The 26,123-nt window shown below is 57.9% G+C and carries 27 protein-coding genes; 19 read left to right on the top strand and 8 right to left on the bottom strand.

Annotation, left to right across the window (positions count from 1 at the left end; all coding sequences use genetic code 11):
* Positions 1–10 precede the first annotated feature (10 nt).
* The 4 genes from AAGD24_RS02275 to AAGD24_RS02260 all read right to left on the bottom strand — a co-directional run bounded on the left by AAGD24_RS02275 (position 11) and on the right by AAGD24_RS02260 (position 5,618).
* On the bottom strand, positions 11–1,192 hold the full coding sequence (locus AAGD24_RS02275) for a PilZ domain-containing protein (RefSeq protein WP_051946516.1): 1,182 nt from the start codon (positions 1,190–1,192) through the stop codon (positions 11–13).
* Positions 1,193–1,255: 63 nt separating this feature from the next.
* A complete protein-coding gene (locus AAGD24_RS02270; protein WP_041334401.1) occupies positions 1,256–2,740 on the bottom strand; it encodes a glycosyltransferase family 2 protein in 1,485 nt (494 codons plus the stop codon).
* Between the two features lie 93 nt (positions 2,741–2,833).
* A complete protein-coding gene (locus tag AAGD24_RS02265; RefSeq protein ID WP_036202667.1) occupies positions 2,834–4,144 on the bottom strand; it encodes a nucleotide sugar dehydrogenase in 1,311 nt (436 codons plus the stop codon).
* Positions 4,145–4,856: 712 nt separating this feature from the next.
* Positions 4,857–5,618: an SDR family NAD(P)-dependent oxidoreductase gene (locus tag AAGD24_RS02260; RefSeq protein WP_007153315.1), complete on the bottom strand. Its 762-nt coding sequence runs from the start codon at positions 5,616–5,618 to the stop codon at positions 4,857–4,859.
* 102 nt (positions 5,619–5,720) lie between these two features.
* On the opposite strand from AAGD24_RS02260, the gene AAGD24_RS02255 reads away from it, so the two are divergent.
* The 15 genes from AAGD24_RS02255 to AAGD24_RS02185 all read left to right on the top strand — a co-directional run bounded on the left by AAGD24_RS02255 (position 5,721) and on the right by AAGD24_RS02185 (position 18,394).
* The gene (locus tag AAGD24_RS02255; RefSeq protein ID WP_041334396.1) at positions 5,721–6,167 is read left to right on the top strand and encodes a MerR family DNA-binding transcriptional regulator; all 447 of its coding nucleotides are present in this window, start codon (positions 5,721–5,723) and stop codon (positions 6,165–6,167) included.
* Positions 6,168–6,192: 25 nt separating this feature from the next.
* On the top strand, positions 6,193–7,359 hold the full coding sequence (locus AAGD24_RS02250; protein ID WP_075195364.1) for an isovaleryl-CoA dehydrogenase: 1,167 nt from the start codon (positions 6,193–6,195) through the stop codon (positions 7,357–7,359).
* A 177-nt stretch (positions 7,360–7,536) separates the two neighbouring features.
* On the top strand, positions 7,537–9,144 hold the full coding sequence (locus AAGD24_RS02245) for a carboxyl transferase domain-containing protein (protein ID WP_075195365.1): 1,608 nt from the start codon (positions 7,537–7,539) through the stop codon (positions 9,142–9,144).
* 14 nt (positions 9,145–9,158) lie between these two features.
* Positions 9,159–9,962, top strand: a complete 804-nt coding sequence (locus AAGD24_RS02240; protein ID WP_379866381.1) for an enoyl-CoA hydratase-related protein — start codon at positions 9,159–9,161, stop codon at positions 9,960–9,962.
* Positions 9,963–9,967: 5 nt separating this feature from the next.
* The gene (locus AAGD24_RS02235) at positions 9,968–11,965 is read left to right on the top strand and encodes an acetyl/propionyl/methylcrotonyl-CoA carboxylase subunit alpha (RefSeq protein ID WP_379866379.1); all 1,998 of its coding nucleotides are present in this window, start codon (positions 9,968–9,970) and stop codon (positions 11,963–11,965) included.
* Positions 11,965–12,870: a hydroxymethylglutaryl-CoA lyase gene (locus tag AAGD24_RS02230; protein ID WP_379866377.1), complete on the top strand. Its 906-nt coding sequence runs from the start codon at positions 11,965–11,967 to the stop codon at positions 12,868–12,870. Before AAGD24_RS02235 ends, AAGD24_RS02230 begins: the two co-directional genes overlap by 1 nt.
* Positions 12,870–13,448, top strand: a complete 579-nt coding sequence (locus AAGD24_RS02225; RefSeq protein WP_136633753.1) for a peroxidase-related enzyme — start codon at positions 12,870–12,872, stop codon at positions 13,446–13,448. Before AAGD24_RS02230 ends, AAGD24_RS02225 begins: the two co-directional genes overlap by 1 nt.
* Positions 13,449–13,505: 57 nt before the next feature.
* On the top strand, positions 13,506–15,188 hold the full coding sequence (locus tag AAGD24_RS02220; RefSeq protein WP_379867385.1) for an AMP-binding protein: 1,683 nt from the start codon (positions 13,506–13,508) through the stop codon (positions 15,186–15,188).
* Positions 15,189–15,405: 217 nt separating this feature from the next.
* Positions 15,406–15,663, top strand: a complete 258-nt coding sequence (locus AAGD24_RS02215; protein WP_041334385.1) for a type II toxin-antitoxin system Phd/YefM family antitoxin — start codon at positions 15,406–15,408, stop codon at positions 15,661–15,663.
* Positions 15,651–15,953, top strand: a complete 303-nt coding sequence (locus AAGD24_RS02210; RefSeq protein WP_228210290.1) for a type II toxin-antitoxin system RelE/ParE family toxin — start codon at positions 15,651–15,653, stop codon at positions 15,951–15,953. Before AAGD24_RS02215 ends, AAGD24_RS02210 begins: the two co-directional genes overlap by 13 nt.
* A gap of 93 nt (positions 15,954–16,046) precedes the next feature.
* The gene (locus tag AAGD24_RS02205) at positions 16,047–16,541 is read left to right on the top strand and encodes an ATP-binding protein (protein ID WP_041334381.1); all 495 of its coding nucleotides are present in this window, start codon (positions 16,047–16,049) and stop codon (positions 16,539–16,541) included.
* A gap of 78 nt (positions 16,542–16,619) precedes the next feature.
* Complete coding sequence (locus tag AAGD24_RS02200; protein ID WP_228210289.1) at positions 16,620–16,931, top strand: hypothetical protein; 312 nt, start codon at positions 16,620–16,622, stop codon at positions 16,929–16,931.
* Positions 16,928–17,251, top strand: coding sequence for a hypothetical protein (locus tag AAGD24_RS02195; protein WP_041334375.1), 324 nt, complete (start codon positions 16,928–16,930; stop codon positions 17,249–17,251). Before AAGD24_RS02200 ends, AAGD24_RS02195 begins: the two co-directional genes overlap by 4 nt.
* Positions 17,252–17,415: 164 nt before the next feature.
* Complete coding sequence (locus AAGD24_RS02190; protein ID WP_228210288.1) at positions 17,416–17,814, top strand: YciI family protein; 399 nt, start codon at positions 17,416–17,418, stop codon at positions 17,812–17,814.
* A gap of 13 nt (positions 17,815–17,827) precedes the next feature.
* Positions 17,828–18,394 carry a GNAT family N-acetyltransferase gene (locus AAGD24_RS02185; protein WP_228210287.1) on the top strand — a complete coding sequence of 189 codons (567 nt, stop codon included), beginning with the start codon at positions 17,828–17,830 and terminating at the stop codon, positions 18,392–18,394.
* 8 nt (positions 18,395–18,402) lie between these two features.
* Here AAGD24_RS02185 and AAGD24_RS02180 read toward each other — a convergent pair whose 3' ends face one another.
* Entirely contained in the window at positions 18,403–20,073 is a 1,671-nt protein-coding gene (locus AAGD24_RS02180) for a methyl-accepting chemotaxis protein (protein ID WP_228210286.1), read from the bottom strand.
* Positions 20,074–20,477: 404 nt separating this feature from the next.
* Between AAGD24_RS02180 and AAGD24_RS02175 the strand changes: the two genes are divergently transcribed.
* On the top strand, positions 20,478–20,795 hold the full coding sequence (locus AAGD24_RS02175) for an antibiotic biosynthesis monooxygenase (protein ID WP_228210285.1): 318 nt from the start codon (positions 20,478–20,480) through the stop codon (positions 20,793–20,795).
* 12 nt (positions 20,796–20,807) lie between these two features.
* Here AAGD24_RS02175 and AAGD24_RS02170 read toward each other — a convergent pair whose 3' ends face one another.
* A complete protein-coding gene (locus AAGD24_RS02170) occupies positions 20,808–21,740 on the bottom strand; it encodes an AraC family transcriptional regulator (protein WP_228210284.1) in 933 nt (310 codons plus the stop codon).
* 196 nt (positions 21,741–21,936) lie between these two features.
* Here AAGD24_RS02170 and AAGD24_RS02165 point away from each other — a divergent pair, with 196 nt between their 5' ends.
* Complete coding sequence (locus AAGD24_RS02165) at positions 21,937–23,022, top strand: aldo/keto reductase (protein ID WP_228210283.1); 1,086 nt, start codon at positions 21,937–21,939, stop codon at positions 23,020–23,022.
* Between the two features lie 67 nt (positions 23,023–23,089).
* On the opposite strand, the gene AAGD24_RS02160 is transcribed toward AAGD24_RS02165, so the two are convergent.
* Positions 23,090–23,524: a GFA family protein gene (locus tag AAGD24_RS02160; RefSeq protein ID WP_075195385.1), complete on the bottom strand. Its 435-nt coding sequence runs from the start codon at positions 23,522–23,524 to the stop codon at positions 23,090–23,092.
* A gap of 36 nt (positions 23,525–23,560) precedes the next feature.
* Positions 23,561–24,499, bottom strand: a complete 939-nt coding sequence (locus AAGD24_RS02155; RefSeq protein WP_228210282.1) for a carbon-nitrogen hydrolase family protein — start codon at positions 24,497–24,499, stop codon at positions 23,561–23,563.
* Between the two features lie 144 nt (positions 24,500–24,643).
* On the opposite strand from AAGD24_RS02155, the gene AAGD24_RS02150 reads away from it, so the two are divergent.
* Positions 24,644–25,327, top strand: a complete 684-nt coding sequence (locus AAGD24_RS02150; protein ID WP_228210281.1) for a helix-turn-helix domain-containing protein — start codon at positions 24,644–24,646, stop codon at positions 25,325–25,327.
* Between the two features lie 108 nt (positions 25,328–25,435).
* Positions 25,436–26,116 carry a DUF2959 domain-containing protein gene (locus AAGD24_RS02145; protein ID WP_228210280.1) on the top strand — a complete coding sequence of 227 codons (681 nt, stop codon included), beginning with the start codon at positions 25,436–25,438 and terminating at the stop codon, positions 26,114–26,116.
* Positions 26,117–26,123: the final 7 nt, after the last annotated feature.

The following is a 26,123-nucleotide window of genomic DNA, read 5'->3' as shown; positions in this document are numbered from 1 at the left end:
CGCAACTCCCTCAACCTTCCGAAAACCGTTCAACAACCTTCTGCAGGCTCGGCATCCGGAACTGGTCGACCGTGACACCAATGGGGCGTCCGATTGCTTCAATCGGCAGCGGTTCGGCGGATTCGATAGACGCACTGATAACGTCGACCAGCCCGCCCTGAGCCTGGGAGTTCACATACAGCGACGTAATGTGCCCGGTCTGTTCCTTGCCGTTGGGGAGCCGCAATATCACCTGCTGCCCTTCTTCGAGCTTTTCACCCTGGTTAAACGGGAAGTTGGCAACAACGTGGGCGGACGAGTCCATCGGCGCCATAACCGCAAGCTGCTCACCCTTGCTCATGTACTGGTCTTCCGCCGGCCTCATGTTCACCACCTTGCAGTCACAGGGGCTGGTGATCGTTCCCCGAACCCGCTGGTCCAACAGCTCTTCGATCTGGCCGACGCTGTAGTTGCCCTCTCCAACCAGGTCATTCACATAAGACATCATGGGCGCGTCAAAAGTAGCGATAGCCTCGCCCGCCTTGACCTCCTGCCCAGGCTTGACCAGCGTTGTAACCTTTGCGTCTTTGGGAATCCGCAGGGGAATCTGCTCCGACGCCACCATGGCGGACTCCGCCTTGGTTACGAAGTAGATGTCCCACAGTTCGGAAACCACAAAGCTGATCGCAAACAGACCTATCAACATCACGATCAGGCTTCCGACCATGGCGCGAAGCTTGCCGAAGAATCCAAGGTCATTGCTGCCCTTGCCTTTGCGGGCCTTGGTGAAGTTTTCGCGGGACAGCGTGTTGAGCACATCGCCGGCGGAAACCACTTCACCGCTGAGGAATGCGGTAATGAGGTATCTCAGGGCGGAAACCTCCCGGGCTCCCAGATCCTGAAACTCACACCCACAGCGATCATTCATCGAATCGAAACTGCGCGGGACAAAGTTCACGTCAATGGCAAGATCAAAGCCGTCAACCTTGAACACCAGGCGACCCTTGTAGACCCGGCCCTGACGAAACGACTCCAGGCCCGTGTTGACACTGAACCCACCGGCCGAAAGATCGGCCACCGGAAAGTTGTGGGTTGAGCCACCAAGGTTTACAAACAGCTTGGCCGGAATTCTTACCCGGGCATACTGTCGCTGTGCCTCGGATTCATGGACAAACTGCGGTTCAATATCTGCCCTACTTGCTGCCATATTCATTGCTTTGATCCTTGTGTGTTGTCCCAACGATGATTGGTGTACATAAGAAAAACTCCCCTTGCGCTATACCAGCTTCATCACCACCGCCAGAAAGACACTGCCTGCGGATATCGTCATCACTCTTGACGACCAACGGTTCATGCGTTGTTGGAAAGACGCGTTGTTCGCGCTGAACCGGGTTTTCTGGCGTGTCCACGACTGTCGGTCGAGCCGGAAAAAGACATAGATTTTCACCAGCGAGCCGAAGATCTGGTTGAAATAGAGAATGCACGGATAGGCTGGCCCGACCGAGTGTCCGGTAGTGATAAGCAGCAACGTCAGCACCAAACGGGTAAGCCCAATCCAAAGCAGGTAGGCCACCAGCACAATACCGGAGTACTTGATGGACGCGACGATAGCCGCAGTCAGCCCCAGGATGCTGGTCCACATTGAAATGCGCTGGTCATAAAGCACGTACCAGGTAAACCATCCAAGGCGCCGGGGGCCAAGCTTGGTAGCCCGTGAATTCTGCCGCAGGGAGTTGCCATACCAGCGAAACATCAGCTGACGGGCAGAACGGATAAAGCTGGGATCAGGTGGATGCTCCACTGTGCGAATCGTGGCGTCCGGCACATAGAAGGTGTCGTAGCCCAGGCGCATCATGCTGAACCAGCTGGACTTGTCATCGCCGGTCAGAAAGCGGAATTCGCCCAGCCGCCAGTGCTTCAGGGAGTCATACTCCACGTCGCTGATGAACTCCGGGCGCGTAACCACGCTGGCCCGGAATACCGACATGCGACCGGTGAGCGTCAAAACCCGATACGACAGCCCCATCGAGCACATATTCATGTGGCGCTGGGCGAACCTCAGCTTGTGCCATTCAGACATCAGATAGCTGCCGCGCACCTCGCAAAACTCGTTGGTGGTCAGCGCGCCGATGTTCGGCATCAACCGGAAGTAAGGGGCGGTTTTACGTACCACTCCGGGTTCCAGCACGGTATCGCCGTCCACCACGGCCACCACGGCATTCTCGTCAGGCAGATCCCGTGAAATGGCACGAAAGCCGTACGCCAGACCATCCCGCTTACCGGTCCCCGGAATGCGCACAATCTTGAGCCTGATGTGGCTGGGTGGGTCAAGCTTCCGCCACATTGCCCGCATGAGCATTTCATCGGAAAGCTCCACCACCGATGCCACCACCGTTGTCGGCCAACCACACTCAACCGCTTCGCGGATAATAGAGTTGTAAACCATGGCCGTGGTGTCGGCATCGATACGGAAACTGGTCACCATCAGATAGACATGGGACGGAGCGGCGTCTTCGCCCAACGCCTTTGCCCGGCGCCGAATCTTGGGGAATGCCCATTTAAGGAAATACATCGCACGCAAAAAGTGGATAAACCCAACGGAGTACCGCCAGATACCAATCACCCCGATGACCAGGAGGAAGTGGGCGCCGCCCCTCACCGTATAGGTAGTGGGCAAAGAGATCGCCAACGCCCCGAGTACGGAGAGAAAAAGCAGCCAACCGCCTGTTCTGGACACTATGTTGTCTGAGATATAAGACATGCCGTCCGTTCCTGAAATAACATTCCGTGCGTTTTCTGAGCGTGACGCCCCGCCCCACCAGGGCACCAGGACGTCACGCATGGGGGTGAAGACTTACCAGCAGATGCCTTCCAGCACCTCGGTACTTGTGGTCTTCATGAAGCCCACAAGGTCAATCACCCGCTTGCCCTCAGGCACCTCCGAAATCACCGTTTCGAACAGCTCGTCGTTGTTGCCGACCACGATCACGTCCGCGTGATCAATCACGCCACGCAGGTCGCTGTGCATCAGGTTCGAGAGGTGCGGAATCTTCTGGTTGATGTATTCGCGGTTGGCGCCGTGGGTGCGGGCGTAATCCACGTTGCGGTCGAAGATCTGCAGGTCATACCCCTTGCCAATCAGCATCTCGGCCAGCTCCACCAGCGGGCTTTCCCGCAGATCATCGGTGTTGGACTTGAAGCTCAGGCCGAGCATGCTCACCTTGCGACAGCCGTAGCCGGTGAGGATCTTGAAGGCATGAGCAACCTGCTCATTGTTACTGCTCATGATCGAGCTCAGCAGAGGGTGCTTCACGTCCATCTGATTGGCCCGGTAAGTCAGTGCGCGCACGTCTTTGGGCAGACAGGAACCGCCGAAGGCGAAGCCCGGGCGCATGTAATAGCGGGAAATGTTCAGCTTCTTGTCCTGGCAGACAACGTCCATGACGTCCCGGCCGTCCACGCCCATCGACTTGGCAATATTGCCGATCTCGTTGGCGAAGCTGACTTTGGTCGCGTGCCAGATGTTGCAGGTGTACTTGATCATCTCAGCCACTTCGATGGGCTTACGGATGATGGGGGCATCAAGGTCCTGGTATATCCGCGCCAGGAACTCGCCGGAGCGTTCGTCGAGCTCACCAATGACCGTCATCGGAGGGTGGTCATAATCCTTGATCGCCGTGCTTTCCCGCAGGAATTCCGGGTTCACACACACACCGAAATCAACGCCGGCGCGTTTCCCGGACGCTTTCTCCAAAGCCGGGATGACCACCTCACGAACCGTTCCGGGCAGCACCGTGCTACGCACCGCTACCAGGTGCCAGTCACCCTTGTCCTTCAGGGCATTACCGATATCGCTACACACTTTCTCGACAAACTGCAGATCAAGATCGCCATTTGGCTTGCTGGGCGTGCCCACGCAGATCATCGACAGCTCACTCTCCTGAACCGCGATGTGCCCGTCGGTAACGCCGTTGATGAATCCGTTCTCGCGCCCGCTCCGGAGCAGCTCCTCCAGCCCCGGCTCCACAATGGGAGACCTGCCGCTGTTGATCAGATCAATTTTGATGGGCGACACATCCACACCGACCACGTGATGCCCCCGCTGGGCCAGACTGGCGGTACACACCGCCCCGACATAACCCAAACCAAAAATACTGACTCGCATATCCTTTACTCCCCTGACTGTCATCCAGCGACTCCCACCCGGGAGCCGCCATGAATCCAACGACTGACTACTGGTTGACTGATGACACTCAAAAGGCTCGGTACAGCGACCCCGAAATCGGAAAGAGGTTCTTTTTTGAACTTTTCCCCGCGACCGGTGTCTGATTACGAACAGGCACGCTCAACAGAAAACGTTGCCCTGATGCGCCTTTTGAGTATCCAGTTTGAGTTGGGGGAACACGAAGACGGACAAATCACCGGCAAGCGATCTACGTCGTCCACAGCGTTCCAACAGCCAGAAAACTATCGTAACGAAACGTTAAATGCCTGTTACGAAAAGATAATTTCAACTATAGGCAAGGGATACATGTCTTGATTTTTGGTGTGCACAATTGGAATACAGGAAAGACCTAGTCGCCTGACAACGCAGAAGAAATGAAAAAGGAAATCATCAGAGCATGCACCGATAAGGTACATATGAGAGAAAGGAGTGCGCTTTTCTATTTCGTAATCGCAAAAAAATAAAAATCGATATTATAAAATCGAATCAAACGCGATTTTTTCGTATGGAACCCATTTGAATCTTTCGTCGTTATACAGGGTCGTATCGAGAAAAATACCCCTCAAAGACAGTGAAACTCAGCCGATCACCGACTGAGCCCCACCACTGAACCTCACCAAAGAGGTGAGATTCGTGTTAACGCGCAGCTGCTTTATTTAGGCGCCATGCGCAGTGCACAGTCCAGGCGGATAACCTCCCCGTTGAGGATCGGGTTGCGCACCATTTGATCTACCAACATGCCAAACTCTTCAGCCTTGCCCAATCGCTTGGGGAAAGGCAGCGTGGCCGCGAGACTGTCCTGCACTTCCTGTGGCATGCCCGCCATCATTGGCGTCATAAAGATTCCCGGAGCAATAGTGTTGACCCGAATACCTTCCCGGGCAAGCTCGCGGGCGGCCTGAAGTGTCAGCGATACCACGCCACCCTTTGACGCACTGTAGGCTGCCTGGCCAATCTGGCCCTCGTAAGCCGCCACAGACGCCGTGTTGATAATCACACCCCGCTCGCCATCCGCGTTGGGCTCCCGCTGGGCCATATCGGCCGCGGCGAGACGCAGAATGTTAAAGGACCCAATCAGGTTGACCTGAACCACCTTGCTGAATGCCTCAAGCGGCATCACACCATCCCGGCCCAGGATCTTTGCGGCCGGAGCAATACCCGCGCAGCTGACCGCCACGCCACAGGGCCCATGCGCCTTACGGGCTTCGCTGAACGCAGCTTCCGCACTCTCAGAAGACGTCACGTCGCAGTAAATAAAGACGCCCCCAATGTCTTCCGCCACTTTTCTACCCTGCTCCTCCTGAACATCCAGAATCGCCACACGGCACCCAGCTGCCGCCAGGGCACGCGCTGAGCCCTCGCCCAAGCCGGATGCACCGCCTGTTACAATCGCTGCCACATTTTTGAATTCCATCATTCACTCCTGTTTCACATATCTGTTGGTTGAAATCGGGCCTTAAAAATACTTTACGTTTACGTAAACTTTATCTAACCTAAGTCTAAAAAGGAAATCTCTATGGACATCAAGAAAACTTACAGCATCAGCGAGCTGGCCAAAGAGTTCGACGTGACGACACGAAGCGTACGCTTCTACGAAGATCAGGGTCTACTGCACCCTACCCGGCGCGGCCAGACCCGGATCTTCAGCTCGAAGGACCGGGTGCGGCTGAAGCTGATCCTCCGGGGCAAACGCATGGGCTTTTCCCTGGCGGAAACCAAGGAGCTTTTTGACCTGTGGGACGAAACCCTCAGCGGCAACGAAAAACAACTCCTGCTGATGCTGGACACCCTGGCCCGTAAGCGGGCGCAACTGGAGCAACAGAAGAACGACATTGCCCAGGCTGAAATGGAAATGGACACCGCAGAAGCAAGATGCCGCGAGGCGCTTGCTGACCTGCAACAACGAAAGCGTAAACAGACAAAGGCCACCACCAAAGAGCCTGAGTCCACCGAGCAGAAATAACAGCAAGATCAAAAGGTAGCCAACCATGAAATCACAATACTCAGAGTTCAACTTCGGCCTCGGCGAGACCCTGGACATGCTGCGCGAGCAGATCAACGGCTTTGCCGCCAGTGAAATCGCCCCCCGCGCCGAAGCCATCGACCATGACAACCTGTTCCCCAACGACCTGTGGAAAAAGTTCGGTGACATGGGCCTGCTGGGTATTACCGTTGACGAAGCCTACGGCGGCTCCGGCATGGGCTACCTCGCACACGTCATCGCCATGGAAGAAATCAGCCGCGCCTCGGCCTCCGTGGGACTCTCTTACGGCGCGCACTCCAACCTGTGCGTTAACCAGATCAACCGCAACGGCTCCGACGAGCAAAAGGAGAAATACCTGCCCAAGCTCATCAGCGGTGAACACATCGGCGCCCTGGCCATGTCCGAACCCAACGCCGGTTCCGACGTCGTCTCCATGAAACTCAGCGCCAAAGATGCCGGCGACCACTACGTGCTCAACGGCAGCAAAATGTGGATCACCAACGGCCCCGACGCCCACGTCTATGTGATCTACGCCAAAACCGACCCGTCAGCCGGCCCGCGCGGCATCACCGCCTTTATTGTGGAACGCGACACCCCGGGATTCAGCCAGGCCCAGAAGCTCGACAAACTCGGCATGCGCGGCTCCAACACCTGTGAGCTGGTGTTCGAAGACGCCAAAGTGCCCAAGGAAAACGTCATGGGCGGCGAAGGCAACGGCGCCAAAGTCCTGATGAGCGGCCTCGACTACGAACGCCTCGTGCTCTCCGGCGGCCCGCTGGGCATCATGCAGGCGGCCATGGACGTGGTGGTTCCCTACATCCGCGAACGCAAACAGTTCGGCCAGGCCATCGGTGAATTCGAACTGGTGCAGGGCAAAGTGGCTGACATGTACACCTGGATGAACACCGCCAAATCCTACGTTTACATGGTCGCCATGTCCGCCGACCGCGGCAACACCACCCGCAAAGACGCCGCCGGCGCTATCCTCTACTCCGCCGAAATGGCCACCAAACTGGCCCTCGACGCCATCCAGTTGCTGGGCGGCAACGGCTACATCAACGAGTACCCGACAGGCCGTTTGCTGCGGGACGCCAAGCTCTACGAAATCGGCGCTGGCACGTCCGAAATCCGCCGGATGCTGATTGGTCGTGAGCTGTATCTGAACAATTAAAGGCAGTGGCATCGCAAGGCCAGCACCCAAGAACGACGAGGGTCTGGTGGCATGGCGCTCCGGGACCGTAAAAAACAGGGATGTTTTTTACGAGCCTACAGGGACGTATTCACGGCGTGTCCCGGAGCGCCATGCCATCAGACCCGACGCACGGACTAAAAAACGGACTAACAAGCCATGACCATACTCCAAAGCAAAGTGAACCCAAGGTCCGAAGAATTCCAGGCGAACCAGGAATCCATGGCCAAGGCCGTGGCCGACCTGCGGGACAAAGTAACCACCATCCAGCAAGGCGGCGGCCCCTCCTACCAGGAACGCCACATCGCCCGCGGCAAACTGCTCCCAAGGGAACGCATCAACCGCCTCCTGGACGACGGCTCCCCCTTCCTGGAAGTCGGCCAGTTCGCCGCCTACAACGTCTACGATGAAGAAGTGCCGGCCGCAGGCGTCGTCGCCGGCGTCGGCCGCGTCTCCGGCACCGAATGCATGATCATCGCCAACGACGCCACCGTTAAAGGCGGCAGCTACTACCCGTTGACGGTCAAGAAACACCTGCGCGCCCAGGAAATCGCCCTGCAGAACCGCCTGCCCTGCATCTATCTGGTCGATTCCGGCGGCGCCAACCTGCCACGGCAGGACGACGTCTTCCCGGACCGCGACCACTTCGGCCGCATTTTCTACAACCAGGCCCGCATGTCCGCCGACGACATTCCCCAGATCGCCGTCGTCATGGGCCTGTGCACCGCCGGCGGTGCCTACGTACCCGCCATGGCCGACGAATCCATCATCGTGCGCAACCAGGGCACCATCTTCCTGGCCGGCCCGCCGCTGGTAAAAGCCGCCACCGGTGAAGTCGTCAGCGCCGAAGACCTGGGCGGCGCCGACGTGCACTGCAAAGTCTCCGGTGTGGCCGATCATTACGCCGAAAACGACGCCCACGCCCTGGAAATCGCCCGTCGCTGCATCTCCAACCTCAACCGCCGAAAACCGGCCGACGTGGAGATCCGCAAACCCAAGGCACCGCTGTACAACGCCGAAGAAATCTACGGCATTGTCGGCACCGACCTGCGCAAACAGTTCGACGTGCGCGACGTCATCGCCCGCATTGTCGACGGCTCCGAATTCGACGAATTCAAACGCTACTACGGCCAGACCCTGGTGACCGGTTTTGCCCATATCCACGGCTACCCGGTGGGCATCATCGCCAACAACGGCATCCTGTTCAGCGAATCCGCCCAGAAAGGCGCGCACTTTATTGAGCTGTGCTGCCAGCGCAACATCCCGCTGCTGTTCCTGCAGAACATCACCGGCTTCATGGTGGGCCAGAAGCACGAATCCGAAGGCATCGCCAAGCACGGCGCCAAGATGGTCATGGCCGTGGCCTGCGCCGAGGTGCCCAAGATCACCGTATTGATCGGCGGCAGCTTTGGCGCCGGCAACTACGGCATGTGCGGCCGCGCCTACAGCCCCGACTTCCTGTGGATGTGGCCCAACGCCCGCATCTCCGTCATGGGCGGCGAACAGGCCGCCGGCGTACTCGCCACCGTCAAGCGCGAAGGCATGGAGCGCAAAGGCCAGGAGTGGAGTGCCGATGAAGAGGCCGAGTTCAAGAAGCCCATCGTCGACTCCTACGAACACCAGGGCCACCCCTACTACGCCAGCGCGCGGCTGTGGGACGACGGCGTGATCGACCCGGCCCAGACCCGGGAAGTGGTTGCCCTCAGCCTGTCCGCCACCCTTAACCGCCCGGCCAAGCCAACACGCTTCGGCGTGTTCCGGATGTAATCGGGGAGACTGACATGACAGACAACGAATCCGCAGTCCTGCTCAGACACCGGTCCGACGGCATTGCCGAGGTGGTTCTCAACCGCCCGGACAAACGCAACGCCTTCGACGACGTGATTATCCAGCAACTGATTACCGCGCTTGAGAACGTCGACGCTGACAACAACGTGAAGGTCGTCATCCTGCGCTCCGAAGGCAAACACTTCTCCGCCGGGGCGGACCTGGGCTGGATGCGCCGCATGGCGGACAACAGCCGCCAGGAAAACCTGGACGACTCGCGGGAACTGGCGCGGCTGATGAACGTGCTTAACCACCTGTCCAAGCCGGTGATCGGCCTGGTGCAGGGTGCCGCCTTCGGCGGAGCCGTCGGCCTGGCCGCCTGCTGCGACATCGTGCTCGCCACCGAGAAAGCCAGCTTCTGCCTGAGCGAAGTGAAACTCGGCCTGATCCCCGCTGTGATCAGCCCCTACGTGGTACGCGCCATTGGCGAGCGCCAGGCCCGCCGTTACTTCCTGTCCGCCGAAGTGTTTTCCGCAACGCAGGCGCAGGAATACGGCCTGGTGCACATCGTCTGTGACGATGTTGAAGCCATGAACGCACGCTGTAACGAGATGCTGCAGCAACTGGCCATCAACGGCCCAGAAGCCATGAAAGCGGCGAAAGACCTGGTGTTTGCCGTCAGCCACAAGCCGATCAGCGCCGATGTAATCGACGATACCGCACAACGCATTGCCGACATCCGGGTGGGTGCCGAAGGGCAGGAGGGACTTGGTGCCTTCCTGAACAAACGCAAGGCCAACTGGGTTCCGGAGGAATAACAACCATGTTCAGCAAAATCCTGATCGCCAACCGGGGCGAAATCGCCTGCCGGATCATACAGACCGCCCACCGCATGGGCATTCGCGTTGTCGCTGTCTACTCTGACGCCGACGCCGACGCGCGCCATGTCGCCATGGCCGACGAAGCCTTCAACATCGGCCCCGCCGCCAGCTCCGAGAGCTACCTCAAAGCCGACAAGATCATTGAGGTGGCGAAAGAAAGCGGCGCCCAGGCCGTTCACCCGGGCTACGGGTTCCTCTCCGAGAACACCCAGTTCGCCGAAGCCTGCGAAGCCAACAACATCGTGTTCATCGGCCCGCCCTCGTCCGCCATCGCGGCCATGGGTTCCAAGTCCGCCGCCAAGGCCATTATGGAAAAAGCCGGTGTGCCGCTGGTGCCGGGTTACCACGGTGACGACCAGACTCCGGACACCCTGCGCAAGGAAGCCGAGAAGTGCGGCTTCCCACTACTACTGAAAGCCGTCGCCGGCGGTGGTGGCAAAGGCATGCGCGTGGTCGAGCGCATGGAAGACTTTGACGATGCCCTGGCGGCTGCCAAACGGGAGTCGAAAAACGCCTTCGGCAACCCGGACATGCTCATCGAACGCTACCTGACCCAGCCACGCCACGTGGAAATTCAGGTGTTCTGCGACAAGAGCGGTAAGGGTGTGTACCTGGCCGAGCGCGACTGTTCGGTGCAGCGCCGCCATCAGAAAGTGCTGGAAGAAGCCCCCGCTCCGGGCCTGAGCGAAGACACCCGCAAAGCCATGGGCGAAGCGGCCGTCAAAGCCGCCCAGGCCATCAACTACGTGGGCGCCGGCACGGTGGAATTCCTCTACGACGTGGACGGTTCGTTCTTCTTTATGGAAATGAACACCCGCCTGCAGGTGGAGCACCCGGTCACCGAAATGGTCACCGGCCAGGACCTGGTGGAATGGCAATTAAAAGTCGCCTGGGGCGATGCGCTGCCGCTGGAACAATCCCAGGTGAAAACCCGGGGCCACGCCCTGGAGGCACGTATTTACGCCGAAGACCCGGACCAGGATTTCCTGCCCGCCACCGGCAACCTGCGCTACCTGAGTACGCCGGATGAAAGCGCCCACGTGCGGGTGGATACTGGCGTCACCGAAGGCGACGACATCAGCATCCACTACGACCCGATGATCGCCAAACTGATCGTGTGGGACGAAACCCGGGACCAGGCCATCAACCGCATGGTGCAGGCTCTGGAGCACTACCGCATCGCCGGCGTGAAAACTAACATCCGTTTCCTCCACGCCCTGGCCGACGCCCAGCCGTTCCGGGAAGCGGATCTGACCACCGGCTTTATCGAGGACCATCGCGAACTGCTGTTCCCGAAATCCCGGCTCGACACCCACAAGGCCCTGGTGCTGGCCGCCGGCTTCGTGCTGGAACAGCGCAAGTCCCGGGAAGTGATCAGCACCGACCCCTGGTCGCCTTTTGGCCGCCAGAACAGCTGGCGCATGAACTCTGAATACGCCCAGCCCCTGCAACTGCAGGTGGGTGAGGACATCCACGAACTGAAAGTGCTGGAACGGGACGACCGCTATCAGGTGTTTGTGGGTGACAGTGTCTACAACCTGACCGCCAAGCTGGACGATGACTACCTGCAGGCGGTCATCAACGGCCATCGCATCAGCGTTCACGGCAATCTGCACGAGGACAAGCTGGTGCTCTTCTACGAAGGCGACACCTTCCAGTGCATCCTCTACCGGGAAACCTACGGCTTCGAGGAAATGGCCGGTGAAGGCAGCCTGGCCGCGCCCATGAACGGCGCCATCGTGGCGGTACAGACCAAGGTGGGCGACACCGTGACCGCCGGCCAGAGCTTGGTGATCATGGAAGCCATGAAAATGGAGCATGCCATCAAGGCCCCGGCCGACGGTGTGGTGACCGACATCTTCTTCGCCGAAGGCGATCAGGTGTCCGAAGGCGCCGAACTGATCGCCATCGAAGTCACCGACGACGAGGAGGCAGGCTAATGGCCTTTCCGACGCAGGTAAGACTGGTTGAAATGAGCCCCCGGGACGGCCTTCAGAACGAACCCGGCCCGGTGATCGACACCGCCATCAAGACCGGCCTGATCGACCGGCTGGCCGACTGTGGCCTCAACCACATCGAATCCGCCAGCTTCGTGTCGCCGAAATGGGTTCCCCAGATGGGCGATGCCGCGGACGTGATGGCCGGCATCAAGCGTAAAGCCGGTGTGCGCTACTCCGTGCTCACCCCCAATCTCAAGGGCTTCGAAAACGCCCTGGCGGCCGGGGTGGACGAAGTCGCCGTGTTCGGCGCTGCGTCGGAATCGTTCAGCCAGAAAAACATCAACTGCTCCATCGCCGAAAGCCTCGAGCGCTTCCTGCCGGTGATGGAAGCGGCCAAACAACACCACATCCCGGTACGCGGCTACGTCTCCACCGTGCTCGGCTGCCCCTACGAGGGCGACATCGCCCCCGAACAGGTGGCCAAAGTCGCCAAGGCCCTGGCCGAACTCGGCTGCTACGAAATCTCCCTGGGCGACACCATCGGCGTGGGCACCCCGCTGAAAGCCAAACGCATGCTCGAAGCCGTGGCCGCCGAAGTGCCGATTGAGAAGCTCGCTGCCCACTTCCACGACACCTACGGCCAGGCCCTGGCCAATCTTTACGCGGTGCTGGAAGAAGGCATCTCGGTGATTGATGCCTCCGTCGCCGGCCTCGGCGGCTGCCCTTACGCCAAGGGCGCCTCCGGCAACGTCGCCACGGAAGACGTGCTATACCTTCTGAACGGATTGGGCATCAAGACCGGCGTCGACCTGGACAAACTGGTCACCACCGGCGAGTGGATCAGCGAACAACTCAAACGCCATAACGGCTCAAAAGTCGGCCAAGCTCTCGGAGGAAACTGCTAATGAGCCATCACAACAACGTCGTCGCCCTGGATCTCCCGATCCCCGAGATCAAGGACATGCCGGAAGACACCCAGAAGTACTTCCAGATCTGCCAGGAAAAACTCGGCATGATCCCCAACGTGCTGACCGCATACAGCCAGAACCTGAAGCAGCTTGAGGGCTTCACCCGCCTCTACAACGAGCTGATGCTCGGCGAAGGCGAACTCAGCAAACTGGAACGCGAGATGGTCGCTGTTGTGGTGTCCTCCGAAAACAAGTGCTTCTACTGCCTGGTGGCCCACGGCGCTGCCGTACGGGTACTGAGTGGCGACCCCGTGCTGGGCGAACACATGGTGATGAACTACCGCAGCGCCAAACTCGACAAGCGCCAGCGCGCCATGCTCGATTTCACATCGCACCTCACCCGCTCCCCGGCGACCGTTACCGAAGAGCACACCCAGGCCCTGCGGGACGCTGGCCTCAGCGACAGTGCCATCTGGGACCTGAGCAACCTGATCGGTTTCTACAACATGTCCAATCGAGTGGCCATCGCCAGCGATATGCAACCGAACCCTGAGTATCACAGCCAGAGTCGCTAGCAGATTTCACACTGCTTGCCCTCGACGACAAAAACAATGGAGGCAGACACCATGAGCATGACTCTTCCCAGCTACACCAGCGGTACCTCCGAAGTACCCCTGCTGGGCATGACCATCGGCGCAATGCTCGACCGCACCGCCGAGAAATACCCGGACACCGAGGCCCTGGTCGCCCTGCACCAGGACATCCGTTGGACCTATAAAGAGTTCGTGGCAAAGGTCAACGAAGCCGCCCGCGCCTTCATGGCCATCGGCGTCAAACGCGGCGACCGCGTAGGCATCTGGTCCCCCAACCGCTACGAGTGGACCGTCACCCAGTTCGCCACCGCCAAGGTGGGCGCCATCCTGGTCAACATCAACCCGGCCTACGGCGTGCACGAACTGGATTACGCCATGAACCTGGCCGGCATCTCCGTACTGGTCACGGCAGACAGCTTCAAGGCCTCTGACTACCGCAAAATGGTCTACGACCTGGCTCCCGAACTGAAAGCCGCCGCCCCCGGCAAGCTCAAAGCCCAGAAAGTGCCCGAGCTGCGCGCCGTGATCAACCTGGACAAAGACAAACACGACGGCATGTGGACCTGGGCCGAGTTTGTCGGCTTCGCCAGCGACGTCAGCCAGGAAGAACTGGACAAGGTACAGGGCCAACTGCAGTTCGATGACCCCATCAACATCCAGTTCACCTCCGGCACCACTGGCAACCCCAAGGGCGCCACCCTCACCCACCACAACATCCTCAACAACGGATATTTTGTGGCGGAGAGCCAACTGCTCACCGAGAAAGACCGCCTGGTGATTCCCGTGCCCCTGTACCACTGCTTCGGCATGGTGATGGGCAACCTGGGCTGCATCACCCACGGCGCTACCATGATCTACCCGGGTGAAGGCTTCGAGCCCCAATCCGTACTGCAGGCCGTGCACCAGGAAAAAGCCACCGCCCTGTACGGCGTGCCCACCATGTTCATCGCCGAACTGGCCGAGCCAGACTTCGAAACCTACGACCTCTCCACCCTGCGCACCGGCATCATGGCCGGCTCCATCTGCCCGGCGGAGGTGATGAAAAAGGTCAACGGCAAGATGAACATGAAAGAAGTGCAGATTGCCTACGGCATGACCGAAACCAGCCCCGTATCCACCCAGACCAGCTCCCTGGACCCGTTCGAGAAACAGGTCACCACCGTGGGCCGCACCCAGCCACACCTGGAAACCAAAATCGTCGACCCCGGCAACGGCAACGTGGTCCCACGCGGCGAAATCGGCGAGCTGTGCACCCGTGGCTACAGTGTGATGCTGAAGTACTGGAACAACGACGAGAAAACCCGCGAAGCCATCGATAGCGCCGGCTGGATGCACACCGGCGACCTGGCCACCATGGACGAAGACGGCTACATCCAGATCGTCGGCCGCATCAAAGACATGGTCATCCGCGGCGGCGAGAACATCTACCCGAAAGAAATCGAGGAATTCCTCTACACCCACCCCGCCATTGAGGAAGTGCAGGTCACCGGCATCCCCGATGACAAGTACGGCGAAGAACTCATCGCCTGGGTGAAACTGCGCCCGGACGCAGACCCGGTCACCGGCGACGAGCTGCGGGAATTCTGCAAAGGCAAAATCGCCCACTTCAAGAACCCCAGGAACTACAAGTTCGTGGATGAATTCCCGATGACCGTCACCGGGAAGATCCAGAAGTTCAAGATGCGGGAGATTTCTATTGAGGAGATGGGGTTGAAGAAGTAAAAGCCCCTCTTCCAGTCCGTTCCTACCTCAAACCCCAGCCATGTGCTGGGGTTTGTGCTTTGTGTACTCTGCGTATACGCTCCTAGAGAAATTGGAATCATGCGGCGGTCAAATATACGCAATCACTGCGACGTCGATCCAACTGCTGTTAGCTATGATCGCCTCACCCGAAAAGTGATACTATAGTGTCACTATAAATTTGGACCAGGGTGGGCCCATGAAAATTGAGCTTGTTACAAACCTTAAGCGCCAAGCTACAAAAATCTTGGCAGACCTGCATCTGTCTAAAGAGCCGGTATTGATCACCGAGCATGGCCAGCCATCGGCTTATCTTGTTGATGTGCAGGATTACGAATTCATGCAGCGTCGGCTTGAGCTACTTGAAGGGCTCTCACGAGGAGAGCGTGCTGTACTTGAGGGAAGAACGTACAGTCAAAATGAGGCCAGGGAGAAAATGAGTAAATGGCTGAAGTAATCTGGACTGAGCCGGCCCTTCAAGAGTTAAGCGCAATCGCAGAGTACATTGCTCTGGATAATCCCGCCGCTGCAAGCCGCCTGGTAGAAGAGGTTTTCGATAAAACCGACCGTTTGGAAGGTTTTCCGCAGTCCGGGCGGATTCCTCCAGAGCTTCCTAATTCGGTATACAGGGAAGTAGTTGTTCCACCGTGTCGCATTTTTTATCGTGAGGATGAGACGCGGGTTTTTGTCCTCTTTGTCATGCGAGAGGAGAGGCTGCTTCGTGCATACATGCTTGGGAGCAGCTAACCAGGCGCGTCACTCGAATGCCCTTGTCTCCGCTTCACTACGTCAAGGCCACCGGTGCGCTCAGCGTTATGCACCAAAAGAGAATCACGACCAATGGCGAGACTAATTATTGTTACCGGTCCAACAGGTGTTGGGAAGACCACATATTCCTTATCTTTATCTAAGGACATTGGGGCAGTCCGCTTCTCTATAGATCCGTGGATGCAGAATCTGTTTTCAAAAGATATGACCTCCCTTGATTATGCCTGGATGATTGAGAGGGTATATCGGTGCTATGTTCAAATCTGGCAGGTTGGTGAACAGATTTTAAAATTGAACGGCAACGTGGTTTTAGATTTAGGCTTCACTACTAAAGAGCAGCGCGGTCATTTTGCTGCTCTAGCAAAGGAGCTCGACATTGAGTCAGAAGTACATTATTTAAGTGCGCCAAAAGATGTTCGCAAAAAGCGCGTAGAAAAAAGAAACGTAGAGAAAGACCCTAGCGTTTACTCCTTTGAAGTTACTGATTTCATGTTTAACTTTATGGAGCCAAAGTATGAGATCCCTGACGAACAAGAGTTGGCAAATGGCCGTGTCATAAATGCCTAAGTTATTGTAGTTTGTTCTGGACTTACCCCGATGCAGTAGGCACTCCTAGCCTATGATCAGAGCATAGGAGGAATTGTCATGAGCAGCCAACGTTATCCCCCGGAATTCAAGAACGAAGCAATCCGAAAAGCCCAGCGCAATGGAAACATGCTGGAAATCATGTTGCCGGCAGTTGTGCTGACAACGATCTTCCTCGGCAATAATTCAGCACAAGCTGCGTACAACATCCACTCCACGGACTGGGCCCAGTTTGCGGAAGCAATGACCCACATTTCGCCGATGGTCAGGAAAAGAATTGTGACCATCTCCCAGATGCAACGCCTACGCGCCGGCTTGTCCTACGAACAGACTCAATTCTGGCGCGCAGTAGAAGCGGGGGGGCAGCCATGAGAATTCGTAAATCCGCCATCCTGCTTTGTCTGGGTTTGCTTTCCGCAGGTTGCCAGGCCGGAGGGGGCCCGTCTGATGCACATCGGTATATACAATCAGTTATTGAGCAACTGGAGGCATCTACCGCCTACACAGAGGTGGAAGATTTGATCTCCAGCGTCAAGCCACTGATCTACGGGAAAGAGACCTGGGCTCTGAAAGAGCGATACTTCCAGTTGCCAGAAGCGATGAGGAAGGAACTGGAGTCGATACCCTATTTTCGCGAGCCTTTTCGGAACATTCCAATCATCAAAGAGCTGGAATCTGAGAACAGGCCATAACGATTCGGCACCCATCATGGTTCGGTTGTTACAAAAAAAGGGACAAGTTTATTTCCTGACCGCATCGAAAAAATTCGCTCGATTGTCGAAAACCGTGATGCCCGATCGACTACCCGATGAGCCTATTAAAGGTTTTTGATGAAACGACAATCGGGAGAAACGCCATGAAATACATGCTGCTGGCCTACGGAAACGAAGAAAAGTTCAACAAGATGAGCAAAGACGAACTGGCCGAGGTTGGAGAGAAATGCGAGCGCTTCGACGCCGAGATGCAGGCGGCGGGCGAGGTCACCTGGGCCGGAAGCCTGGACTGGAGCTCGAAGTCGATGCGCCTCAAGGACGGCAAACTGATAGTCACCGACGGGCCGTTCGCGGAAACCAAGGAAGTCGTGGGCGGCGTGGTGATCATCGAAGCGCCGGACTTTGACGCAGCGGTTAAGCTCGCCTCGCTGCACCCGGCAGCGCGTATGGGCGAGGAACTAGGCTGGGGCATCGAGCTCCGCCCGATAAACTTCTGCCCCGCGATCCGCGAGGCAGCTTCTAACGTCCGTCGTCAGGAGTAAGGCTCATCCAGTTATGGCAGAATTATTGGAATTTCAAACCGAACGACTACGTTTGCGCCAATGGCGCGACAGTGATCTCGAGCCGTTCGCTGTTCTAAACGCAGACCCAAAGGTTATGGAGTTTTTCCCCGAGCCTCTGAGTGGGCATGCAAGCAACGAGATGGCGGAGACAATTCGTTCGCTCATCAAACAACGTGGCTGGGGGTTCTGGGCGGTAGAGGTCAAGGGCGTCGAGCCCTTTATTGGCTTTTGCGGGCTACACGTCCCCGTTGCAACGATGCCTTTTTCTCCGTGTGTGGAGATCGGTTGGCGCCTATCGTTCGCCCACTGGGGGAATGGCTATGCGTCAGAAGCTGCTCGCGGCGCCCTGGATGTCGGGTTTCAACAGCTGGGGCTTTCTGAAATTGTCTCCTTCACCACCGTTGGTAACCTGCGATCACGCAGTGTCATGGAGCGAATCGGCATGACGTACAGTGGCGAGTTTGAACATCCCAGTTTGCCCGAGAGTAGCCCGTTGCGGCCACATGTGCTTTACCGGTTGCAACGAGAGCAGTGGGAAGTAGAAAAGCCTAACCATTAGCCCTTACCTCAAGTTCTGAATTGCACGACTATCGATTGCAGCTCGCTCGCCATCCGGGTGAGATCCCGTCCAGCCGTGGCCGTTTCCTCCGCGCCCTGGGCCGTTTGTTCACTCATTGCGTTGAGCCGAACAATGTTCGAGTTAACCTCTTCCGTGACGCCTACCTGCTGTTCCGACGCGCTGGCGATCTGCGTTGCCATCTCGTTGATCGACGACATAACCTGAGTAATGGTGGCAAGCTTGGTGCCGGCACCAGCGGCAAACTCGACGGTTTTACCGACCTGTTTTCGATTGTTATCCATAGAGGTAACCGCCTCATGGGAGACCGATTGCAGCTTGCCGATCATTTCGTCAATTTCCCGGGTCGACGAATGCGTGCGGGAGGCCAGAGCCCGAACTTCATCGGCGACAACCGCGAACCCACGTCCATGATCACCGGCCCGAGCGGCTTCAATAGCCGCATTGAGGGCCAGCAGGTTAGTCTGCTCTGCAATCGACTGAATAACCTGAAGCACGCCGCCGATCGTGGCGCTGGTCTCTTCGAGCCTCTTGATGGCCTGGGTGGAGACTTCGATTTCGTCGGAAAGGGCGTGAATCTCGTCAATGCTTTTCTCGACCGTTGATCGTCCTTCCTGGGCATGCTGGTTCGCCTCGGTGACGGCCGTGGCGGTGTCGCTGATGTTGCGGGCAATCTCCTGAGCGGTAGCGGACATTTCGTGGATGGCCGTTGAAAGCTGTCCTGTTTCATTACCCTGCTGATCGATGGTGTGGGCCGTCTGCTCAGTAATCACCGACATTTCTTCCGCGGCAGCGGCCAACTCAGCTGTGATGTTTGAAATCTGGCCGATCATGGCCAACAGTTGTTGACGCATACCATTCATGGCCTCAAGTAACTCGCCAACTTCGTCACGACTGTCGACTACAATTTCCTGGGATAGATCACCCGAGGCCGTCACGATTGCTTTCCTGATACCTCTTATTATCGCGCTGGCCACTATCCAGCTCACCAAAAGACCCACTACGATGCTGATCGCAACAAGGAACATAGTGGTGTTTAGCGCTGTCTTTTCGTGGGCTGTCGCAATGACTGCACTCTGTCTGGTGAAGGCGACTATCTCCTGCTGCAGATCCTCCAGGGCATGATCAAGCTCTTCAGCATGGTCATCTATGCTCGCCGACACGGATCCGACCGTCTCAAAGTCCGCTCTGAGCAATGCGTCAAAGGCCTGCTCTACTTCCTGCTCAAAAGCCTTATGGCTTACAGTGATATCCTTGATAGCGGCATCGATCTTCTCGAATTCACTTCTGGTGCGTTCGTCCGATGTCTCGTTGGCCGAAATCGCAATGTCGTGTGCGCGTTCAATTTCCTCATCGACCGCGATCGATAGCGTCCGGAATCTACCGATGGATTCTTTGACGGAAGCACTTTTCACTCCGTCTGAATAGGCGAACCGAATCGCATTCCCATACGCTATCGTTTGTTCCAACTGGTGGACCGTAACTTCAGAAATCACCTGAGTGAGGGGAAGATCTTTCTCTGAGATGAGAGTCAGTTCATTGCTGATACCCGCCATTGAGTACAGCGTGTAACCAGAACTGATCGAGAAAATCAGAAGAATAAGGACCGCAGTCCCGACGATTTTTGTTCTGAGATTTAGTGCATTGAGGAAACGGTTCACGGCAACTACTCCACAGCCGCGCCTGACCATTTATTTCGGATCACACCTCCTAGATCCAGCACAATGTACAGGACATCACCAATTCCCTCTTACCCTCCGGCCAAGCTATGGAAGGGCTGCAGAGAAAAATTACCCCAGGTCGGATAATTTGTAAAACTAATTAGTGCATCAACCTGTTGCGAGAATGAAAAACTTTTTGAAAGGTATATTCACCTAACTACCAAACTTCTAAATATTGTTAGAGAAAATCTAAGAGTTTTCTTAACCCTGCGACCATCCGCCCCAGTGAATACTCAGGATGCTGAACGCCCGGCTCAAAAACGTTCGTAAATGCGGATGATCTCGAGGATCATTTACAATGAGCGCACGTCTACTACACAACTATGACTCGCCTGGAGTGACCAATGTCCGACATCGCTGATACGCCCAAGCCCCCCTATTACGCTGTCATCTTCAGCAGCCACCGCACAGACGGCGACAACGGCTACGGCGAAATGGCCGAGCGAATGGCTGAACTAGCGGCACAACAACCCGGATACCTGGGTCTGGAATCCGCCCGGGAAGATCTGGGCATTACGGTGTCCTACTGGGAAAGCCTCGAGGCTATTCGCAACTGGAAGCAGAACGCGGAGCATCAGGAGGCCCAGCGGCTCGGCCATCAGCAATGGTATTCCAGTTTCCGGGTGCGGATTGCGAAGGTTGAGCGGGAGTACGGTATTTGACCGGCAACCCCCTCATACACCACTCTCAATCGCCACGCTGGAACGCATCACGGCCTTGTCCCGCCCCGGTGGTGCGCCAAACAGTTTGCGGTAATCGCGGCTGAACTGGGACGGGCTTTCATAGCCGACCCGGTAGCCAACACTCGCCACTTCCTGATCGCTTAACAGCAGCCGCCGGGCTTCCTGCAGGCGCACCAACTTTTGGAACTGCACAGGCGTTAAACGGGTGATACTCTTGAAATGCCGGTGGAAGGTCGCCGGGCTCATACTCGCCATTGCCGCCAGCTCGGCCACCCGGAAGGGCTGTTGGTAGTTCGCCTGCATCCAGGCCGTTACCCGGCCAATGCGGGCGGTGTCGCTGTCCTTCAGGCCGATCTGCTGCAGGGCCGGCCCCAGCGGCGAACGCAATATACGCCAACAGATTTCCCGACGGACAAGCGGCTCCAGAACTTCATGGTCATCCGGTTGATCAAGCAACCGGAGCAGGCGGATGACAGGATCGTACAGTTCATCCGGCATCCCGGCCGTGACCAGTGCCGGTTGTTTTGGGCCCCGATACGCCATTTCCGGATGGGTCACCAGCAGCTCGGAAATCATCGCCGGATCAATCGACAGGCTCAGCGCCAGATACGGCTTATCGGGGAAGGCCTGCACGATCCGGGAGTTCACTGGCACATTGACGGACGCCAGCAGGCACTCGCCCTGGCGATAATGAAAAGCCGACTCCCCAACCGCCGTTACCTTGGCCCCCTGCAATACAATGCAGAACGAGGTCTGATAAAGAGCCCGGATGGTGCCGCTGGGTTCCAGGGCGCGGGTCAGGCGTAAACCGTCTATCGCGCTCTCCGGGCCATGGGTCTGCCATTGCTGCTCAACAAGATCACGGAGCCGGCTCAGGGATGGGTTGTCCGGTTGCATTGGTATGACGTTGGGCTGGGCGGTCATGGTGGTCTCCTGTTCTGATGGGATCATAAACCGTCCGGCGCCGCACTTCAGCAGGGACGTCCCCGCGCTGAGATCAGGTTGAGAGGATTGTGCAATCCTCTGAGAGTTTCCGCCAGCTCGATTGGCCGTGCGTCGCCTAGTATGAACCCACGGCCCTGCTCCGGCAGGTTCATCCATAACGAAAAGGTGATCGGCTATGACAACGCCCAACTTACCCCAATCCACCCATGACGCACCCCTGCGCCTGCGGACGCTGGGCAACTCGGGGCTGTTTGTATCGGAACTGTGCCTGGGCACCATGACCTTCGGCGGCGGGGACGACATGTGGGGGCTGATCGGCCAGTTGCAGCAGGAACAGGCCGACGATCTGATGAAGACGGCCTTGGAGGCGGGCATCAACTTTATCGATACCGCCAACGTGTACGGTGGTGGTGCCAGTGAACGCATCGTGGGGCAGTCCCTAAAGAATCTGGACGTTCGCCGCGAAAATGTCGTACTGGCCACCAAGGTGCTCGGGCCTATGGGTGAAGGCCCCAACGCCCGTGGTGCCTCCCGTGGCCACATCATGAGCGAGTGCAAGGCCAGCCTGCAGCGACTGCAAACCGACTACATCGACCTGTATCAGATCCACGGCTTCGACCCGGCCACGCCGATAGAGGAGACCCTGGAGGCGCTGAATACCCTGGTGCATCACGGCCATGTCCGTTACGTCGGCCTGTCGAACTGGGCCGCCTGGCAGGTGATGAAAGCCGTTGGCATTACCCGAGCCCGCCGCCTGTGCCCGATTCTGTCGCTGCAGGCTTACTACACCCTCGTGGGCCGGGATCTCGAACGGGAAGTGATCCCCATGCTGGAGTCCGAAAACATCGGCTTGATGGTGTGGAGCCCGCTGGCAGGCGGCTATCTCTCCGGCAAGTACGAAGGGCCGGACGCCTCCGAGGAGAACCGGCGCGCCAAGTTTGATTTCCCGCCCGTGAACCGGGAGCGTGGCAGTGCTGTCATCGCCGTGATGCGGGAGATCGCCATCAGCAAGAAGGTCGACGGCCAGCCCGTCAGTGTGGCTCAGATTGCGCTTGCCTGGCTTTTGCACCAGAACGCCGTAACCAGTGTGATTGTCGGGGCCAAGCGGGTAGACCAGTTGCGGGACAATCTCCTGGCGGCACAGGTCCGGTTCTCAGCCGACGAACTGGCAGCTCTGGATGAGGTCAGCCGCCTACCGGCGGAGTATCCGGGCTGGATGCTGGAGCGACAGGGGGAGTATCGGGCGCATATGAAGGCGTGATATGCGGCGCTGCCCCGGCGTTACAGGTCGGGGCAGGCTGTTTTACTTGAAAGCAGTTAGACTCCGCCTATTCAGCCACCTCGACCCCACTACCACCCATTTCCGAAGGCACATCCTTCAGTTTCGGAAGGCCATCGCGGATTCGCAGCACAGCCTCCTGATAGTGAACATGCACACCGGGCTCATAGGGGAACTCCGGAATGATCCCAGCGTAGACATCCGTCAGCCCCATGGAAGGGTGCTCGGTGAACAGGTGACCGCCACAGGTTTTGCACCATTTACGGCTGCTTCCCGGTGTCTTGTTGTAGGTGCCAATGTTGTCTGAGCCCTGTTGGATGGAAACAGCGTCCGGCTTCCATAGGGTGAATGCGTTCACCGGGCTGGCCGACCAGTGCCGGCAGGATTCGCAATGGCAGTAGCCCATGGCTTCCGGATTACCCCTGACGGTTAACTGGACCGCCCCGCAAAAACAGCTTCCGTGGTAGACCTTTTCTTCGTTCATGACACATCCCCCTCATTGATTCCGTCACTTGTCTCCCTATTCATTGAAGCTGACCGGCCTTTGCGGCCGGGTGTTCACTTGCAGTGAGAAGATGTCCGGCCGGGCGTAGTGGCCGACGATATCAAGGCTGCGCCTTGCCGCGTTCACTTCGGTGACATCAATGTCTGCCAGCAGGAGGCCGGTCTCCTTTCGCAGGGGGCCGGCTACGATTTCCCCGGCGGGCGAAATGACCACGGAATCACCACAGTTAATCCATTCTTCCTTGTCCGGATACAGGCGGTCAACCTCCGGAAAGTCATCGGGCAGATCGCTCGTGCGTAGCACATTACCGGCGCCGAGCACCCAGCACCCGCCTTCCCTGGCAATGTGCTGAAGGGTGCGAACCCAGCGGTCGCCGCTGTCGTAGGTGGGGGCGATGTATATATCGATGCCCTGGGCGAACAGTGCGTAGCGCGCCAGTGGCATGTAGTTTTCCCAGCACACCAGTGACCCGACCCGGCCAACGGGGGTGTCGGTGACTTTCATCCCGCTGGCATCGCCGAAGCCCCATACCATGCGTTCCGGGTTGGTGGGCATGAGTTTGCGGTGGCAGTTCTGCACCGTGCCCTCGGGGCTGATGGTGATTACCGAGTTGTAGAGGGTGGCACGGCTGGTGTCTTCGTCGCGTTCGTCGATGCCGCACACGATGGTCACCTGCATTTCCTTGGCGACCTCCAGCAGGGGCCGCAACTGGTCAGAACCAAGCTGGACAGCGTTGTCCAGCAGTCGCCGGTGCAACTGCTCCGAGAGCCCCCAGTCACCGCCCGGTTTCAGCCGCCATATCCAGGCGGGATAACCGGGGATGAAGGCTTCGGAAAAAACGATCAGCCGGGCCCCCTGGTTGGCGGCGTCCTGCACCAATTGCACTGCTCTTGCGATGGTCTTTTCCCGGTCCAGAAAGACCGGTGGTTCCTGAACGATGGCGAGCTTGATCATGGTGTTCCCCTTTCCCGTGGTGTCTGCAATCACTATCCCCCCGGCCAGGTACCGGCGATAGTCCAGAAAATGGAGCGCCAGCCATGCGAAAAAGGGCTAGGATGAAAGTTCGGGGCACTCACGCCGCCCAGGGAGCCAAAGCCCATGACCAACTATGGACAGTTCTGCACCGTTGCCCGGGGCTCGGAAATACTCGGGGAGCGATGGACACCGCTGGTGGTGCGGGAGCTGCTGTGTGGCAGTACCCATTTCAACGAGATACGGCGGGGGTTGCCAAGAATGTCAGCAACGCTCCTGGCCCAGCGTTTGAAAAAGCTTGAGGAAGTGGGCGTGCTTCGCCGCGTGCAGGAGGGCAACAACCAGGAGTATGTGCTTACACCGGCCGGTGAGGAATTGCGCCCGATCATCCTGGCAATAGGTCACTGGGGAGCGAGATGGATTGGCAGCCGCTTGCAGGCAAACCAGCTCGATGCAGGCTTCCTAATGTGGGATATCCGCCGTTTCGCACACATTGACGAATTCCCTTCTGACCGCAAAGTGGTCATTCACTTTTTCCTGAACGACGCCCGGCAACGGGAACGGCACTGGTGGCTGGTGGTTGCCAACGGCGAGATCGACCTGTGCCGTGAAGACCCGGGCCACGAGCTGACCCTGGTGGTAGAAGCCAGCGTCGCCAGCCTGACCGAAATCTGGACCGGAGACAGCGACCCGGATGCCGAGCAGCAGGCGCGCCGCCTGCTCGTGCGTGGCGGTCGGCGGGATACCCGGGACCTATGGCGGTGGCTGGGGCGGAGTGTGTTTGCTTCCAGTAAAGTCCCTGTGAAATAAACCCAGCGCGTCCCTAGTCATGGCGATAGCTGGCAGAAGCTTGTCATTGCACCATCGCCATGCTTCACTTTCCGGGGTCGCACCCATGCCCCAACCGGAGACAACTCTATGCCGCATCCAGTGACTGCCAGCTCAATAACACCATCCATCGCAAGGCGTCTGGGGCTGGTGTTTTTCAGTGTCGCGCTGCTCGGAGGGTGCTCCTCGCTGTACTACAACACCATGGAAAAACTCGGCTTTGAAAAACGCGACATCCTGGTGGACCGCGTGGAAAACGCGCGGGACAGCCAGAACGATGCCCAGGAGACGTTCCGCTCGTCCCTTGAACGTTTCCAGAGCGTGGTGGACACGCCGGATACCGATCTCAAAGATCGCTACGCCGAGATCAGCGATGCCTACGAAGACAGCAAGTCCAGCGCGGAAGATGTTCGCGACCGTATCGACAAGGTTGAAGACGTAGCAGAAGCCCTCTTCGAGGAATGGGAAGACGAACTCGGTGAATACGAAAGTGACTCCCTGCGCCGCAGCAGCGAACAACAGCTTGATGAGACCCGCGCCCAGTACAGCCAGTTGATCAGCCGCATGCACGACGCCGAAGAGCGCATGGACCCGGTACTGGAGGCATTTCAGGATCAGGTGCTGTATCTCAAGCACAACCTGAACGCCCAGGCGATCGGTTCGCTGGAGAACGAGCTGGTGGGTATCCGCCAGGACGTGGATGCGCTGATTCGCAATATGGAGCAGTCGATTGCGGAATCCGAGGCGTTTATCCGGCGTTTTCGTCAGTAAGTCAGAG

Source organism: Marinobacter sp. M5B (assembly GCF_042604615.1).
Lineage (GTDB): Bacteria > Pseudomonadota > Gammaproteobacteria > Pseudomonadales > Oleiphilaceae > Marinobacter > Marinobacter salarius.
This window is presented reverse-complemented; position numbering and strand designations above follow the sequence as displayed.